We start from the raw sequence: 16,814 nt of genomic DNA, 5'->3' as shown, positions 1-16,814 counted from the left end.
AACGTTCCCCCCGGCCGGGCGGCGGCCGCCACCGTCGTCCCGTGCCCACGTCCCTCCCGCCGGACGCCCCTGTGCTCGTGCTCGCGACCCCGGGCGACACCGCCGGCGTGGCGGAGGAGATCGCGGCGGTGGTACGCGTCGACAACCCGCAGATCGAGGTTCTGCTGACGAGCATCACCGACCTGGCGGACTCGCTGCCCTCCGGCCGCGACGCCGTGATCGTGCCCCTGCTCACATGGGAAGACCCGGTCGTCATGGCGGAGATCGGCAAGGCCGTGGCGGCCACCGGCTCCGGCGCCGCGGTGACCGACGCGCTCGGGCCGCACCCGTTGCTGGCCGAGGCACTGCACATCCGGCTCGCCGAGCGCGGCCTGGCGCGGGCCGACCGCGTACGGCTGCTGAACGTCTCCAGCCCCGTGGACGCCGTCATCCTCGGCACGGTCGGCGGCGAGCGCGCGGTGCGCGCCGTGCAGGCCACCGCGGTGCTGCTGGCCTCCCGGCTCACGCTCCCGGTCGTCGCGGCCGCGCTCGACAGCGACCCCGGCGTGAGCGTCGCGGCCCAGCGCCTGCGCGCGGCGGGCGCCGAACGGCTGGCGATCGCCCCCTGCATGATCGGCCACGAGGCCCCGCCCGGGATCGTGGAACGGGCCGCCGCCGAGATCAAGGCCGGCCACGCGGAGCCGCTCGGCTCGCACAGCGCTGTCGCCGAACTTGTCGCGCGAGCTTACGGAAGTCAACTCGCCACTTGACAAGGGCTTGTTAAGATCGCGGGACTCGCGTTACCGTCTCCGCATGCGTCACGTGGTGTGGAACGGCGAACGGCTCGGCCTCCGTGACGTCACGGAGGCCGACGTGCACGCCCTGCACGCCATTTACGGCGATCCCACCGCGACGCAGCACATGCCGTTCGCGCCGCGCAGCCTGGGCGAGGTGGCCGCGCTGATCGAGGCGGCCACGCAGGCGGCCGCGGCCGAGCCGCGCCTGCTCTACGTGATGGCCGTGGTCGACGCCGAGCGCCGCGACGTGATCGGGGTGGCCCGCCTGCACATCGAGGCCGAGCACCCGCACAGCGCGGAGATCGGCTTCGGGCTCCACCCCGACGTGTGGGGGCGCGGCGTCGGCACCGACCTCGTACGACTGCTGCTGTCGTTCGGGTTCAAGCAGCTCGGGCTGCACCGCATCTGGGGCGCCCGCTCCCCTGCCAACCTGCCCGCCCAGCTGGCGATGCTGACGGCCGGCATGGTCGAGGAAGGGCGCATCCGGCACCACGTGCACACTCCGCACGGGTGGCGCGACTCGATCGTGCACTCGGCGCTGGAGGACGAGTGGACCGAGCGGTAGGAGCGCCACCCCTGCCCCCTCAAGGATTTCCTATAATCCCCCGCCCTTTTGAGGTGACAGTCAAGCCCGGTCGGCGGGGTGGGGCTTCGGGGATGGCGGGGGAAGGCACGGTGTGGCGGGAGCGGGGATTGTCGGTCCGGCACCCTACGATGAGGCACCTCACGGAGGGATGGTCCTATGGTCGACTCGCTGATCGTGCCCCTGTTCGTCACGACGGACCTGCCGCCAGAGGCGGACCTGGCCGAGTTCGGGGAGTTGCTCGCCGAGACGCCCCGCGCGCTCGGCCGCGAGGGCGCCGGATACGAGGCGTTCCTCGCGGGCAAGGTGTTCTGGCTGGACCGGCCCGTGCTGCCCGAGCAGCGCCCGGCGGCCGAGACGGAGCTGCGCTTCGCCGGCATGCTGGGCTACCTTGCGGCCGCGGGTCCCGGCCACACGGCGCGGGAGGTGGTCGGCGACGTGCGGAAGGCGATCGGCGAGGCCGTGGCGGGGCGCTACGGCGACGTGGGCGTGGCTCCGGCCGTGTTCGCGATCCGCGACCAGGACGTCCGCGAGCGCACCCCCGAGTCGGCCCTTTACGTCGACACGCCCGGCGGATCGGCCGAACTGGTGAGCGCGACCAAGTCGTACCTCTAGTCAGGCGGGCGCGCCGCATGCCATGGTGAGCGAAGATCCTTCCGGCGGAAGGCGCTCGGCGTGACGTTCCGCCGCCTTCAGAGGAGGTTGTCGCATGGCCGTGCTCGGCGCGATCTGCTTCGGGCTGGTGATCGGGTGGATCACGTACCGGACACTGCGCCGCGGAGAGGGCGCCGTGGGGCTGAGCGACCTCGCCGCGGTGCTGGCCGCGGTGGGCGGCGGCGTGGCGACGGCGCTGGCCGGCGAGCCCGACGTGTTCGGGGCGTACGCGGTCGGGCTGGCGGTCGGTTTCTTCGGCTGCCTGGTCGTGGCCACGCTGATGCCCGGCTCGAAGTGGCTCGACGGCTAAGGACGCCCGTTTCCGCTGTCCTGTGGTTCCTGTACCGCGTCCGGGTCGAAGGGGTCCTCGCGGCTGTGCATCCTGGGGTGGCCGATGTCGGCTTCGAGGTCGAACCCCGCGCGTTCGGCCGCCTCCGCCAGCTGCCGCTCCCTGCGCTCGCGGGCCACCCGCTCGTGGTGACGGAGGATGAGGTCGGCGATGGCCTGGATGGGGCCGTGGTGGTGTGAGTGGTCGCCGGGCCCAGCGTCGCTCGAATTCGTCATTCCATGGTGATTCCCCTGCTCAGCGCTGCAAACGTGAACATGCCGCGCGGGGTCATTCCGGCAGGCCGGTCAGCACGTACGGGGCCCACAGGTCGGGCTCGGCGGACCCGTACAGCTCGCGGAGCGCCAGCACCGCCTCCCGCAGCGCCTGCGCCCGGCCCGTACCGGCGCGCAGCCTGGTGTGGACGTCGTGCATGAGGGCTCGCGTGATCTCGGCGGACACCGGCCAGAGGGTGAGGAGCGCGGACCTGGCTCCGGCGTGAAGGAACGCGTGGCCGAGCGCCGCCACGTCGTCCCCCGCCCAGGGGCCGTCGCAGGCGCGGTCGCAGCCGGTGAGGACCACGAGGCCGGCGCGCACGTCCATGCTCATCAGCCGTCTGGCGGTGAGGACGCCGTCGGCGAGGCGGACGCCCGAGGCGAACGGGTCGCGTCTGTCGTGCACGGCGTGGGCGGAAAGGTGAACGATGTCCCACGTTCCTGGCAGGACGGCGGCAGTGGCGGCGCGGCCGGTGAGCGGGTCCGGGCCGAGGATGGCGGCGATCTCCTCGGCCGAGCGCAGATCCGTTTCCCGGCCGAAGCCCAGGACCAGCGGCCGGAGCGGCGGGCCGGCCCCCGGTGACGGGGCGCGCCGGGTGAGCCGGGCCAGGACGGCGGCGGACGGGGCGTAGGCCACGGGGCAGCGCTCCAGGAGGAGGGGGCCGCCGCCGGGGGCCAGGGCGTGTACCGGGACGCGGTGCAGCTCGCGGTGCGGGAGGAGATGGAGCAGGTCCAGGTCGTCGTCGCCCAGGGCGTCCAGCGCGTCGCAGAGGAGCAGGTCGGCCAGGCGGCGCCAGACGCCGAGGCGGTGGCGGCGGGCCGCGAGGTCGAGGAGCCCGGGCCGTTCGCCGTCGACGGTCCGGGCGAAGTCGGCCAGGAGATCGCGGCCGACCGCGGTGGGGAAGGCCCTCGGCTGGGGCCAGCCGGTGCGGTGGGCGAGCACGGTCACGCAGTCGTCGCCGACGTGGAAGCCGAGCAGCGCGGTCGCCTTGCCGCCCGCGACAAGAGCGTCCAGGTCGGGCTGCCCGGGTGGGGTGCCGCGGCGCAGGGCCACATAGTCGGAGGCGAAGGGCTCCATGCGGTGCCACAGCTCCTCCACGTCGGCCTGTGCGGCGTGAGCGCGGCGGACGAGGGCGGCGGCCTGGACGGGGTCGCGGGTCCTGCCTGCCGCCGAGAGGAGCGCACGCGTGTCCTCGAGCCCGCGTTGCTCGCGCTCCAGCACTTCGGCGGGGAGCCCGGCCGGCACGGGCCACCGGTCGGGGCCCAGCTGAGCGATCAGGGCGCGTGACTTGGCCTGTTCGACGTGCGTCCAGGCCGCAGTCCCACGGCTCAGGCGTACGGCGAGTCTCATCGCCCGGTCCAGGGCGGGCGAGTGGCCGAGCCGGCCAGCGCGTTCGGCGTCGGCGAGGGCGCCCGGCAGGTCTCCGATGAGCTCCGCGGCGGCGGCCCGGTGGTGGCAGGCGGTCGCCAGCGCGGGATCGTGACCCAGCGCCTCCAGCAGGTCGATCGCTCCGGAGAGCCGGTGGTGTGCGCGGGCGTGCTCGGCGCGGGCGACGTCGAGCGTGCCGAGGTGGGCCAGCGCCATCGCCTCTCCCGCACCGAACCCGGCCCGCCGGGCCACGGCGAGCGCTTCCTCCAGGCAGGCCGCCGCTTGAGGCGCCTTGCCCGGGTACGCCGTCGGCACCGGCTCCTGCGGGCCCGCCGCTTCCTGATCATGCTCTCTCAAGCGGGCGAGCAGGATCAGGTCGAGGATGACGTTGCGGTCGTCGCCGTTCGCCCGGTGGATCTCCAGGGCTCGTTCGAGGAGAGGTACGGCCTGGGGCCTCTCGTCGCGCAGGAGGTGGACGAGGCCGAGGTCGGCGTAGTCGTCCCCGATCCCGGCCCGGCCGCCGCCCAGTTCCTCGGCGATCGAGATGGCCTCCCGATAGGCGGTGGCGGCCTCGTCCAGCTCGCCCAGCTTGAGGTGCAGCCCCGCCCGCCCGGACAGCAGCGGGGCCCGGAGCGCGCGCCAGGCGGGGGCGGCGGCCAGGGCGAGCCCCTCGTCGTACGCGCGGGCGGCCTCCGGCCAGCGGGCCTGGTCGGTCAGGGCCAGGGCGAGGGCGTTGAGCGCGCGGACGAGCTGGGAGGGGAGCGCCGAGCCCGTGTCGCGGGCCAGCTCGACCGCCCTGGTGAGATGCCCGATCGCCTCGTCGGATCGGCCGAGCGCCCTGGCCGCGGCGCCCAGGTTGCGCAGGTGTTCGGGAGCCCGGTCGTCGCGCAGCTCGTAGCCTCGGGCGGCATGACTGTAGGCGGCGACGGGGTCACCCAGGGCGAGGCAGAAGGCGGACAGCTTGGCCAGGAGGTGGGAGCGGTCCGCGGCGGAAGACTCCTCGGCGAAGGGCTCCCCGGCGGGGAGACGTTCGATGGAGCGCTCGTCCGCCGGAGGTCTCTCGGCGGAGGACAGGTCGGCGTGGGCGAGGGCCGCCTCGGCTTCGGCGCGGGCCAGGCGCAGATCCCCTGAGGCCTCCGCCTCTTCGATGCGCAGCCGGCGCTCCAGCCGCTGCGTCGCCTCCGATCGGTCGCCGACGGCACGCGACGCGGTGACGGCCTCGGCCAGCGTGGCGCGACCGTGCGTGAGGTCGCCCACGGCGAGCTGGATGGCGGCCACCCGGGCCAGGACGTCCGCGTCAAGTCCGCCCGACGCCGCCATCGCCGCGACGACCTCGAACGGCGCCTCGGTCCGGTGGGCGCCGGCGGCACGCGGCTCGGAGCCCGCGGCGCCGTGCCGGCTCACGTCGGAGTCGTCTTCCGCGAGGGCCGTCAGGCCGGCCTCCAGGGCGGATCTGGCGCGGCGGTGCTCGCCGTGTTCCTCCAGGGCGAGGCCGAGCTTGAGTGAGGCGATGGCGACCAGGCGGTCCTGCGCGGCGTCACGGAAGCCGGTCACCGCCAGGGTCAGCGACTCCACCTGGGCCCGCAGGTCGCCGGTGCGGGCGGCGAGGGCCGCCAGGCGGTCGCGTACCACGCCTTCCTTGAGGGGGTCGGCGCCGGCCAGGTCAAGGGCCGCGTGCAGGCGTTCCTCCGCCTCCTGGAGCTCTCCCCGCCGCATGTCCAGGACCGCCCGGTGGAGGGCGGCGGTGAACAGGGCCTCGAGGTCGCCCTCGGCGGCGGCGAGCTCCAGGGCCCGCTCCAAGTCGGGCAGGGCGTCGTCCGTCCGCTCGAGAGCGGCCAGGCAGGCGGCGCGCATGGTGAGAGCGGTCGCCTCCTTGGCGGGCGCCCGCAGCCGGGCGTAGGTCTCCCCCGCCGCTCCGAACGCCTCCAGTGCCCGCTCGGCGTCGCCCTCGGCGTACGCGAGCACGCCCAGGTTGTAGCGGACCGCGCCGGAGCCGTCGTGGTGGCCGATGGAGTCGTACTCGCGTTCCGCCTGCTCGAACGCGGACCTGGCGCCCTCGGCATCGCCCGCGGCGCGGCGGCGGCGGGCGATGCGGTACCACTCGTCGGCGGGCTCCCGCCGCTGACCTCGGCGGCGTACGATCTCGACCACGCGGACCTCGCAGGCGGCGGCCTGCGGGCGGTGGCCGCGGGCGGCGAGCAGGACGGCGTGGGCGTCGAGAGCCCGGCAGGCGTCCTCCCACGCTCCGGCGGCCTCCAGCTCGATGGCGCAGGCGGTGATGCGTTCGACCGCGGTGGTGAGGTCGCCCTGGTCGACGGCGGCGCGGGCCGCGGGGATCAGGACGCCGGCCGCCGCCTGCGTCTCGCCGAGCGTCAGGTACAGGTCTCTGGCGCGGGAGGCGCAGGCCAGGGCCGCGGGCGGGTTTCCTGTCTCCAGGTACGCCTCGGCCGCCTGCATCTGGTGGACGGCCTCCTCCCTGCTCAGCCCGGCTCTCGCGGACAGGGCGACGGCCCGGAGGTACTGTTCGACGGCCCCGGCGGGGTCGCCTGCCCGGAGGAGGACGCCGCCCATGCAGGCCAGCTGCTCGGCCTCGGACCGGGTCTCGCCCAGCGAGCGGTAGGCGGCCGCCGCCCGTTCGAACGCCTCCAGTGCCTGGTCGGGCTCGCCCAGCTCCTCATGGTTGAGAGCCAGTTTGGAGAGCGCGTGGGCGGCCTCGGAGCGGCGGCCTTCCGCGTCGAAGGCGGCCGGCGCGCGGGCCAGGATGGTGTTGGCGGTGCGGAGGCGGCCCAGTTCTCCCAGCCGGAGTGCCGTGGCGAGCAGGAACGCCCCACGTCCGCCGGCGTCGCCCGCCGGGCGGACCTGCCGCTCGGCCAGGTCGAGGAGTTTGAGCGTCAGGTGCTCGTCCGAGGACCGCAGGGCGAGCTCGGTGGCGGCCTGCGCGAGGTGCTCGTCCGTCGGCGGGGGGACGGGGGCGTCGAGCAGAGTGCTGAGGCGGGACAGCACCTCCGTGTCGCCGTCCCGGGCCAGGGCCAGCGCCTCGGTCAGGTCACGGGTGTCGCCCAGGGCGGAGAATCGGTCGAGCAAGGCCAGGGCCAGCAGCCGCTGGGCGGGGGCCTGGTCACCGGAGGTCTTCATGGCCAGCTCGACGGCCTGGCGGGCGGCCAGCACGGCGTCGTTCAGGTCGTCGGCCCGCCACTCGCCGCCGCGCTGCGGGGTGGGGCTCAGGTGGGTGGCGCGCCAGCGGAGGACCTCCGACAGCAGGCCGTACGACTCGGCGCGCAGGGACAACTGGTCGTCGGCGGCGAGGGCGTCGCGGAGGGCGTCGACGGCCTCGTCGGCGGTCCGGGGGGTGAGGTGCAGGGTGAGGGCCCTTGCGAGCAGGAGCAAGGCCTCGGCCCTGGAGGGGTCGCGGCCGGAACAGGCGGCCAGGGCCGTGCGGGCGGCGATGATCGGCTCGGCGGGGTCTCCCCCGGTCACCACAGCCCGTTCGAGGAGGGCGGTCGCCAGGTCCGTCAGCAGGCCGGGGCGGTCGGGGTGTGTGGGCGGGGCGAGTTCGGCGGCCTCCCGCCTGGCCTCGATGGCCACCTCCAGATCGGCCGGCTCCCCGGTCACGCCGTAGCGGCACCAGCGGCGGTCGGCCAGCAGGCCGAGGCGGACGACGGGATCGGCGCCGAGGCGGCGGGCCTTCTCCCCGGAGAGGCCGGATGTCCCACGGGTGACAGCGCCGGAGCGGCCGGGCGTCGCGTCGGGCTTGTTGGGGCGGCCCGCTCTCACGTCGGGGGCGGTCTCGTCGGGGGTGACGCCCAGGGCCGCCAGCATTTCGCGGCCGGCCTCCAGGGAGCGTTCGTCCCCCGTGACCACGTACCACTCGACCAGCCCCGCGGCGTACGGCCCCAGCACGCCGGGGTGGGCCCACTGCTCGTGCCAGAAGTCGAGCGCGCACTGCCCCACTCTGATGAACGCCAGCAGGTCGTGGTCCAGGCACGAGCCTGCCGCCCGCGCCCGGATGAGGTCGAGGAGCGCCAGCAGCGCCTGCGACCTTTCCCGGGTGCCCGGCGCCGATTCCGCGGCGGCGAGGTAGGCCCCGATCAGGTCCTCGTCGCCGGGGGCGGCGAGGGCGAGGGCCGCGGCCAGCTCCCCGAGGCGGGCGGCGTCGCCGGGCGCCCCGAGCGCCGCGCGGAACAGCACGTGCACGGCGTCGTCGATGAGCTCCTTCTCCCCCGTCTGCCCGTACAGGCGCACCAGGCCGCCGCCGAGCAGCGCGAGGGCGCCGGGCGCCCAGGACGGGTCGGTGGAGCGCATGGCCTGCTGTAACAGCAGCTGCCCGAGCCGGTCGGCGGCCTCCACGGTGGGGCGGGCCACGGCGCGGCGGACCAGGGCGTGGATGAGCAGGCCGACGTGCCGGTACGCGGCCGGGTCCACGTGCCGGAACACCTGCTCCACCAGCCCGGCCCAGGTGCCGGCCGAGTCGCCGGGCGGCACGTTGGAGCCGCGCAGCTTCTCCGGCAGCCGTCCGGGGTCGACCACGGCCACGGCGGCGAAGAAGGCGCCCGCCACGGCGGCGTCCTGGGTGGTGCGCTGGTCGAGCCGGTAGCGGGCCAGGTGGAGCATGCCGATCAGGCGCCACGTGGCGGCGTCGGAGCGGTCGCCGGCGCAGGCCCGCATCGCCCGCTCGGCCTCGACCAGAGCCGCGGGATCCCAGATCAGCTCGGGATCCGCGGCCTGCTCGAACCGCTCGATGCGGGCGGCCAGCGCCTCGGCCGGATCGGTCATGCGCACAGAGTATGAACTGTTGGGGGCGCTGGCTATGCGAGCATGTGGTTGCCCACGGCTCTCAGGGCCCTGTCCGGACCGGTGTCGCCTCGATGAAGGACACGCCGGGCATGGGCAGGTCGAAGCGGAGTGTGGCCGTGTCGCCGGTGACCGTCACGGGCGGGTGGAGCTCGTCGACGGTGTTGGCGGAGTGGAGCTTGTCCCACTGTTCGCCCGCCGGCCAGTCGCCGCCTCCCATGGCCTGCCAGACGGCCTCGATGTTGGAGTGGTCGCCGTCGATGCGGTGGTGGGTGAGCGTCCAGCGGTCGCCGTCCAGGCCGCCGACGGTGAGGGTGATCGTGCGGGCCAGCTCAGGCGCGCCGGCCGCCTGGGTGTGGTTGAGCGTGCCGTTCCAGACGAGCACGCCGATCCGGCCGTCGTCGTGCCTGGCCGCCCACGCCTCCACGCCCGCCACGTCCCCGTCCGACGTGGCGGGCAGCTCGTGGTCGCCCAGGCGGGCGGCGAGGGAGAGCGCGTGGAAGCGGGGCTTGCGCAGGTTGCCGACGGTGAGGAGGCCGAAGCCGCCGTGGAACAGCCGCGGCGGGCGGCCGAGCTCCTCGAAGTGGTCGGAGGCCACCCAGTGCGACAGTGCGGCGATCCGGCCCGCGGCCGACTTCATGCCGTGCAGCACGAACGCCGCCCCGAACGGCCCGTCGCCGACGCCGTGGAAGTGGGTGGGCGTGGGCCCCCACTCGGTCCACCAGATGGGAACGTCCCGGTGGTAGCGGTCCAGGGCGGGGCGCCAGTCGAGGGGGGCGTTGCCGTACGTGTGCGTGGACAGGAAGTCGAGTGCCGCGCCGGACTCGGCGACGTGGGCGAGCAGCTCCTCGACCCAGCCGTTCGCGGCCGAGGCGGGGCCGCCGACGCGCAGGCCGGGGTGCACGTTCTTCACGGCCGCGGCGGTGACGTCATAGAGGAGGAAGTACTCCTCCGGCGTGCCGGACCAGAAGACGGCGAGGTTGGGCTCGTTCCACACCTCGAAGGCCCAGTGGTCGACCAGCTCATGGATCCCGTACCGCTCCGCCAGGTGCTCGACCAGCGCCCGCACCAGGTCGCCCCACGCCTCGTAGTCCTTGGGCGGCGAGACGATCGCCTCGTACGCGAAGACGGTCTTGGAGGGGTCGGCGGCCAGGTCGCGCGGCATGAAGCCGAGCTCGACGATCGGGCGCAGGCCGAGGCCGACGACCGTGTCGTAGACCGCGTCCACGCCGCTGAAGTCGTAGACGTCCCCTTCCTTGTAGACGCCCAGGTCGTCGCAGAGGATGCCGTGCGCTCTGACCGTCTCGACGCCGAGCTCGTCACGCATGATCCGCAGCGCCTCGGTGAGCTCCGCGCCGATCGGCCTGCCGCCGGTCTCGCCGGTTTCGAGCAGGTACGACAGGTGCTCCGAGCCCACCATGGACGTCCACGGCCTCGGGAGCGGCCGCGTGACCCGCGACGCGTCGACCCGCAGCGACACCTCGCCCCGGGTGGCGGCGGGCGCCGCGTGGACGGCCGCGGACAGGGGGCCGATCGCGTCCATGGCGGAGAGCGCCGCCACCGCGTAGGCCGCCGGCCCGTAGCCGGTGTCGACGTACCGGCAGGACGGGACGGCGGGCACGTCCACGTCCGGCTGCCCGACCGGCACGCCGTCCCGGTGCACCAGGTAGCCGATGGCGCCCGGGACAGGGTCCCAGGTGAGCGTCACCGCACCGCCGCCCGGGACCGCCCGCAGGCCCGTGGGGGCCTCCAGGGCGGGCCGCGCGGCCGGGGTGATCTCACCGGAGGCCTGGCCGATGCGGTCCTGCCAGTCGCGGTGGGCAGGTGTGTTCATCAAGAGGTTCCCCGATTCATCCGACATCCCATTCCTCGAGCCGCATCACCGGGCGGAGCTTGGCCTCCACGCCGGAGCCTGCGAAGTAGCGGTGCAGGTTGCCGCCCGTGAGCACGTTGCCGAGGGCGGCCATGACCATGCCCTGGTCGAGCGCCAGGTACCACGCTGACACGACGCCGGAGCGGACGGCGATCGCGTCGTAGAAGCCGCCGGGGCCGTAGGCGTCGAAGTCGCGGCGCAGCTTGGCCAGGTTGTCCATGGCCGCGCCCCGCGCGTACGGCAGCGCCAGGAAGCTCGCGTGCGGCGTCACCACGCCGTCGCCGTAGGCCGCGGGCTCCGGCTGTGCGGGGCGGCAGCCCTCGTAGCCGTAGTCGACCTTGGTCTCCTCGCGGTCGGAGGTGTAGCCGGGCTCGTCCATGCCGAGCGGGTCCACGCCGTACACGCGGTAGCCGCCGTGCGGGTCGTTGGACGGGGAGAAGCCCCAGTAGCCGTACTCGGCCTCCTTCAGGCCGTGCTCGATCTGGGCCTTGACGAACACCGGGTGGTTGCGGCCCCAGCTGCGCGGCGCCCATTTCGCCTCGGGGACGACCAGGTCGGGCATGAGGGCCTCGAACATCGAGCCGCCCCAGTTGGGGACGAAACGCATGCCGCGGTAGCCGTACGTGCCCTCCCACACGTTCACGCCGAGGTACCGCTTCCACGACCCGACCGGCTTCTGCTCCTGCCAGCCGAAGTCGCAGCCGTTGTCGGGGAAGGTGCGGTACGGGCCGAAGTAGCTCTCGCGCGGGATCTGGCCGAGCGCGATGCCGACGTACTGGCCGATGCGGGTCTCGGCGGGCGCGCCGTAATGGTGGCAGGTGGAGTAGACGGTCGTGCCGGTGCCGGCGTAGTCGCTCTCGACGAAGCAGTCGTCGGGCCCCGGCGGCCGCTCCGGCCAGAAGCCGCCGCGCAGCAGGCCGGTGCCGGCGTCGGGGCGGGCCGCCGGGTCGTAGTAGGACTTGAAGTTCATCGAGTTCGCCAGGCGGTCGGCGCGGGCGGTGTGGGCCGGGACGGCGTTCCTGACCATCATGAGGGCCGCGGCCAGCCAGGCGTTGTCCACGCTGGAGGCGAACAGACGGACCGGTTCGCCGGTCTCCGGCCAGCTGCGGATGAGCTGGAGGGTGGCCGGGTCGTACCAGTTGTAGTACTGGCCGGTGGGGGCGTGGCGCTCGAGTTTCTCCAGCGCCGTGAGGACCCGGCCGATCCGGGCGGTGGCGTCGCGGCCCGTGATCAGGCTCAGGTCGCGGGCGACGAGCGTGCTCCACACGTACGTGCCGATGTTGGTGGGCGAGGTGACCTTGGCCCGCGTCTTGAGGTCGCCGGTCACCTTGTCGGCGGGCACGCCGGTGGCGGGCTCGACCATGGCGTCCATCGACCGCCAGGTGTCCTTGGCGTAGCGATGCAGGGTGCTGTCCCCCTGGGCCGGGGTGGCCGGAACCGTCAGGGCCAGCACGACTAAACCGGACAGAACTATCTTTCGCATGGGGGCTCCTCTATTTGAGGCCGGTGGTGGCGATGCCCTGGATGAAGTAGCGCTGCAGGAACACGAAGAGGAACAGGATCGGGGCGATCACCACGACCGAGCCGGCGACCAGCAGGTTGTAGTGGGTGCCCTCGTTGCCGTTGAGGATGTTGAGCGCGACCGGAAGGGTGTACATCTGCTCGCTCTGCGCGACCACGGCCGGCCACAGGAAGTTGTTCCACGAGCCGAGGAACGTGATGAGCGCCAGCGTGGCCAGCGGCGGCCCGCACAGCGGCAGGATGATCGTGAAGAAGATCCGGAACTCCCCGGCGCCGTCCACCCGGGCCGCGTGGATGAGCTCGTCGGGCAGGTCGGCGATGAACTGCCGCATCATGAACACGCCCAGCGGCGTCACCACGGTCGGCAGGATGATCCCGATGAACGTGTTGACCATGCCGAGCTTCGCGATGAGCACGAACTGCGGCATCATCACCACGATCGCCGGGATCGCGAGCTGCACCAGCACCAGCGCGAAGGCCACGTTCTTGCCGCGGAAGTCCAGCTTGGCGAAGGCGTAGCCGACCATGGAGCAGAACAGCAGGTTGGTCGCCACCAGCACGAGCGCGATGATCACGCTGTTGGCGAAGGCGGTGCCGAGGTCGACCCGGTCGAACAACTCGGCGAAGTTGTCGAGCGTCCAGGTCTCGGGCCAGAACGTCGGCGGGTCGCGCCTGATCTCCCGCTCGGGCTTGAACGAGCTGAGCGCCGTCCACACGAACGGCCCGATGACCAGCGCCAGGCCGAGCGTGAGCCCGGCGTAGACGATCGCGTGCTGGCGGCGGGTCCTTCTCACCGTCTCCTCCCGAGTCTCAGCTGCAGCACGGCCAGCGCCACGATCACCGTGAACAGCACCGTCGAGGCGGCCCCGGCGTAGCCGTAGTTGCCGACGCCGAACTGGTTGAAGATGGCCAGCGACGCCGACAGCGTGGAGTTGAGCGGGCCGCCGCGGGTCATGACCAGCGGCTCCTCCAGGAACTGCATGAAGCCGACCGAGCTGTAGACGGTGCAGAACAGCAGCACCGGGCGGAGCGCGGGCACGGTCACCGAGCGGAAGCGGGCCCACCGTCCGGCGCCGTCCACCTCGGCGGCCTCGTACAGCTCCTTCGGGATGGTCTGGAGGGCCGCCAGCAGCACGACCATGTTGAAGCCGAAGCTGCGCCAGGCCGTCATGACGATGATCGACGGCAGGGCGGTGCTCTCGCTCTGCAGCCAGTTGGGCCCCTGGATCCCGACGAGCTCCAGCAGCCGGTTGACCAGCCCGGCCTCCGGCTCCAGCAGGAACTTCCAGGCCACGGCGATGCCGATGATGCTGGTGATGTTCGGCAGGTAGTAGCCGAGGCGGAAGAACGCGGCCGGCAGGCGGGCGATCCCCGAGTTGAGCAGGACGGCGGCGGCCAGGCCGAGCCCGATGGTCAGCGGCAGCGCCGTGACCACGAACACGACGGTGTTGACCGCCGCCCTGCGCATGGCGCCGTCGTTCATGAGCCGCAGGTAGTTGTCGACGCCGACGACGTCGACCGCGAGGGGGTCGGCCACGTCGGTGCTGCGCATGTCGGTGAAGCTCATGCCGATGCCGACGAGCAGCGGCCCCAGGTAGAACACCGCGAACAGCACCACGAACGGCAGGATGAACATCCAGCCGATCCAGCTCCGGCGCACCGCGAACCGGACGGCCGCCCTCGCGCGGTGCGCGGGGACCGCCAGGCTCACAGACCCGTCCCGATGGTGTCGGCCTGGGACTGGATGGCCTTGGCCGTCTGCTCGGGGGTCTGGCGGCCGCGCGCCAGCTTCTCCAGCTCCGCCTCCAGGACCTTCGCCACCTGCTCCCACGTCGGGAACGGCGGCGGCGTCTTGGCGTCCTTGAGCTGCTCGCCGAAGACGGCCAGCTGCTCGTCGCCGGTCAGCTCGGGCTCCCGCCAGGCGGCCTGCACGGCGGGCAGGGCCTTGACCGTGGTGTACCACTTGGCCTGCACCTTCGGCTCGCTCAGCCACTGCAGGAACTTCCAGGCCGCGTCGCGGTTCTTCGCCTTCTTGAACACGGCCATGGCGGACCCGCCGACGAAGCTGGTGGCCGAGACGGGCCCCTTGGGGTAGGGCGCGACGTCGAACTTGTCCTTGAACTCGGGGCCGCCGTCGTTGTTGAGCACGCCGATCATCCACGGGCCGGAGAAGAAGCCGCCGACCTGGCCCTTGACGAAGCTCTGCGGGAAGGCGTTCTCCGGCAGGTCGGTCGGGGCGAGTTTCTGCGTGAACATCGACTCGTAGTGCTTGAGCGCGGTCAGGGCCTCGGGGGTGTCGAAGGTGTACTTCCCGTCCTTGACGATCTCGCCGCCGGCCTGCCAGATCAGCGGCAGCACCTCCTGCCAGGAGGCGCCGAGGGTGTAGCTCTGCTGGAAGCCCTTGGTGGCGCCGCCCTTGTCCTTCAGCGCCTTGGCGAAGCCGAGGAACTCCTGCCACGTCTCCGGCGGCTCGACGCCGGCCTTCTTCGCCTGGTCGGTGCGGTAGTAGAGGACGCGGGTCTCGACGTACCAGGGAACGCCGTACGCCGTGCCGCCGACCTCGACCGTCTGCCACGCGCCGGGGAAGAACGCGGCCTTGTCGACCAGGTTGGGCGGCGTCGGGTCGAGCGCGCCGGTCTTGGCGAGCTCTCCCGACCAGGTCGAGCCGATCATGCTGACGTCCGGTGTGGCGCTGCCGGCGATGGCGGCGGTGATCTTGTCGTGCGCCACGTCCCATCCGATGGCCGTGACGTCGACCTTCACGCCGGGGTTGGCGCTCTCGAAGTCCTTGGCGAACGCGCCGAGCGCCTTGCCCTCCTCGCCCATCGCCCAGACCGTGACCTCCCCCGTCACCTTGCCGGTCGTGACGTTCTGCGCCTGCTCGGGCGCCTGGCCGGCGCCGCGGCCGCAGCCCGCGGCCAGGATCGCGAGGGCCAGCAGGCCGCCGACGGCGGCGCACCTGTCGATCGTGTTCACTTGCTTACCTCCTGGGGGTGGAGAGCCGGGTCCCCGCGCTCCCGGGCCTGTCGCCGGACGCGCGGAGCGCTGAGGGCTAGGGGTCGCGGAGCGGCCGGGGCCCGCCGGAGAGTGCTGGGGATGCGGGGCGCTCGGCGGACGGCGGGTGGGCGCCGCAACTGGAGCGGACGACCAGCTCGGTGGTCAGGACGAGGTGGCGCGGGGTGTCCCGGACGCCGGTGATCAGCTCGTCGAGCGCGCGGGCGGCGCGGGCGCCGAGCTCGCGCATCGGCTGGCGTACGGTGGTCAGCGCCGGCCGGGCGTGGCGGGCGGCCATGATGTCGTCCCAGCCGGTGACCGCCAGGTCGCCGGGCACGTCGAGGCCGAGCTCCTCGGCGGCGAGCAGCGCCCCCAGCGCCACCTCGTCGTCGGAGCAGACGATCGCCTCGGGTCTCTTGCCCTTGAGGAGCTTCTTGGCCGCGTCGAAGCCGCAGTCCACGGTGTACTCCCGGGTGGCCACGGCCTCGATGGCGCCACCGAGCACCGCCCGCACGCCCCGCCAGCGCTCGTCCACGTCGTCGCCGCTGGTCAGAGGCGCGCCGAGGAAGGCGAAGCGCTCGTAGCCGTGGCCGGCCAGGTGCTCGGCCAGCGCCCGCGCCGAGGCGGCGTTCTCGCTGCGGATCGTGTCGGCGCCGGGCAGCGGGTCTCGGGAGACGAAGACCAGCCGCACGCCGAGCCGCACCAGTTCGGCGACCAGCGGGTCGGGGGCGGCGTGGCCGAAGATCAGCATGCCGTCGACCCTCCCCGCCAAGTCCTTGATGAGGTCGTTGACCCGGGTGCGGCCCTTGGTCGACAGGATGACGACCGAGCGCCCGAGCTCGGCGGCGACCTCCTCGTAGCCGAGCAGGACCTGGGTGTAGTAGGGGCCGGCGAGGTCGGGGAAGACGACGCCGTTGGCGGCGTGCCTGCCCTCGGCGAGGCTGACGCCGAGGCGGCTGGGCGTGAAGTTGAGCTCCTCGACGGCCTTGAGCACCTTGTCCCGCGTCTTGGCCGCCACGGGGCCGGTGCCGCGCAGGGCCCTGGACACGGTCGCGATCGACACGCCGGCCCGCTTGGCGACCTCGTAGATGGTCACGTCCATGCTGCTCCCTGATTGGTGTAAGCGCTTTCATGATTGCGTGCTGAAAGCGCTTACACAAATGCAGTGTGCCAGGCTTGTCAACTTCTCGTACAGACCTCGCCGCGTAACGGTGAGGTCACGCCGACCGTGGGTAGCTGATCAGCATGCTCTTCGGAAAGGAACATGTCCGGCGCTACCAGGAGACCGACGGGGCGGAGGGACACGAGTGGAACAACACCACCGTCCTCCTTCTCACCACCAAGGGCCGCAACTCGGGCAAGGCGTACACCACGCCGCTGATCTACCAGCGCCACGGTGACGACTACCTGGTCGTGGCCTCCTACGGAGGTGCTCCCGACCACCCGGACTGGTACAAGAACCTCGTGGCCCATCCCGACGTCGAGGTCCAGGTGAAGGGAGACCGGTTCAAGGCCCGCGCGCGCACGGCGACCGATGACGAGAAACCGGAGATGTGGCGGGTGATGGCCCGGGCGTGGCCCGACTACGACACCTACCAGCAGAAGACCGACCGGCAGATCCCGGTCGTCGTGCTCGAACCCAGCAGATAGCAC

The 16,814-nt window shown here is 73.0% G+C and carries 13 protein-coding genes; 5 read left to right on the top strand and 8 right to left on the bottom strand.

From position 1 onward, the window contains the following. The first annotated feature begins 41 nt into the window (after positions 1–41). The 4 genes from ID574_RS07125 to ID574_RS07110 all read left to right on the top strand — a co-directional run bounded on the left by ID574_RS07125 (position 42) and on the right by ID574_RS07110 (position 2,323). A complete protein-coding gene (locus ID574_RS07125) occupies positions 42–749 on the top strand; it encodes a sirohydrochlorin chelatase (protein ID WP_223166437.1) in 708 nt (235 codons plus the stop codon). Between the two features lie 43 nt (positions 750–792). Continuing rightward, complete coding sequence (locus ID574_RS07120) at positions 793–1,341, top strand: GNAT family N-acetyltransferase (RefSeq protein ID WP_188187895.1); 549 nt, start codon at positions 793–795, stop codon at positions 1,339–1,341. 177 nt (positions 1,342–1,518) lie between these two features. Next, positions 1,519–1,974, top strand: a complete 456-nt coding sequence (locus ID574_RS07115; protein ID WP_188187894.1) for a hypothetical protein — start codon at positions 1,519–1,521, stop codon at positions 1,972–1,974. 94 nt (positions 1,975–2,068) lie between these two features. After that, positions 2,069–2,323 (top strand): hypothetical protein, encoded by a 255-nt coding sequence (locus tag ID574_RS07110; protein ID WP_188187893.1) that lies wholly within the window; start codon positions 2,069–2,071, stop codon positions 2,321–2,323. Here ID574_RS07110 and ID574_RS07105 read toward each other — a convergent pair. From ID574_RS07105 to ID574_RS07070, 8 genes are all read right to left on the bottom strand, one after another. Then, complete coding sequence (locus tag ID574_RS07105) at positions 2,320–2,577, bottom strand: hypothetical protein (protein WP_188187892.1); 258 nt, start codon at positions 2,575–2,577, stop codon at positions 2,320–2,322. The genes ID574_RS07110 and ID574_RS07105 overlap by 4 nt on opposite strands. A 52-nt stretch (positions 2,578–2,629) precedes the next feature. Next, on the bottom strand, positions 2,630–8,755 hold the full coding sequence (locus ID574_RS07100) for a CHAT domain-containing protein (protein ID WP_188187891.1): 6,126 nt from the start codon (positions 8,753–8,755) through the stop codon (positions 2,630–2,632). Between the two features lie 61 nt (positions 8,756–8,816). Further along, the gene (locus tag ID574_RS07095) at positions 8,817–10,607 is read right to left on the bottom strand and encodes a GH39 family glycosyl hydrolase (protein WP_188187890.1); all 1,791 of its coding nucleotides are present in this window, start codon (positions 10,605–10,607) and stop codon (positions 8,817–8,819) included. A 16-nt stretch (positions 10,608–10,623) separates the two neighbouring features. Then, complete coding sequence (locus ID574_RS07090) at positions 10,624–12,129, bottom strand: glucoamylase family protein (protein WP_188187889.1); 1,506 nt, start codon at positions 12,127–12,129, stop codon at positions 10,624–10,626. A 10-nt stretch (positions 12,130–12,139) separates the two neighbouring features. After that, positions 12,140–12,961: a carbohydrate ABC transporter permease gene (locus tag ID574_RS07085; RefSeq protein ID WP_188187888.1), complete on the bottom strand. Its 822-nt coding sequence runs from the start codon at positions 12,959–12,961 to the stop codon at positions 12,140–12,142. Next, positions 12,958–13,878 carry a carbohydrate ABC transporter permease gene (locus ID574_RS07080; protein WP_223166436.1) on the bottom strand — a complete coding sequence of 307 codons (921 nt, stop codon included), beginning with the start codon at positions 13,876–13,878 and terminating at the stop codon, positions 12,958–12,960. Before ID574_RS07080 ends, ID574_RS07085 begins: the two co-directional genes overlap by 4 nt. Further along, the gene (locus tag ID574_RS07075) at positions 13,875–15,143 is read right to left on the bottom strand and encodes a sugar ABC transporter substrate-binding protein (RefSeq protein ID WP_223166435.1); all 1,269 of its coding nucleotides are present in this window, start codon (positions 15,141–15,143) and stop codon (positions 13,875–13,877) included. The genes ID574_RS07080 and ID574_RS07075 overlap by 4 nt, the downstream gene beginning before the upstream one ends. 76 nt (positions 15,144–15,219) lie before the next feature. Beyond that, complete coding sequence (locus ID574_RS07070; protein WP_188187887.1) at positions 15,220–16,263, bottom strand: LacI family DNA-binding transcriptional regulator; 1,044 nt, start codon at positions 16,261–16,263, stop codon at positions 15,220–15,222. 143 nt (positions 16,264–16,406) lie between these two features. Here ID574_RS07070 and ID574_RS07065 point away from each other — a divergent pair, with 143 nt between their 5' ends. Continuing rightward, positions 16,407–16,811: a nitroreductase family deazaflavin-dependent oxidoreductase gene (locus tag ID574_RS07065; RefSeq protein ID WP_188187886.1), complete on the top strand. Its 405-nt coding sequence runs from the start codon at positions 16,407–16,409 to the stop codon at positions 16,809–16,811. The last annotated feature ends 3 nt before the right edge of the window (positions 16,812–16,814 follow it).

Origin of the sequence: Nonomuraea sp. SYSU D8015, assembly GCF_008065375.1 — a bacterium.
GTDB lineage: Bacteria > Actinomycetota > Actinomycetes > Streptosporangiales > Streptosporangiaceae > Nonomuraea.
This window is presented reverse-complemented; position numbering and strand designations above follow the sequence as displayed.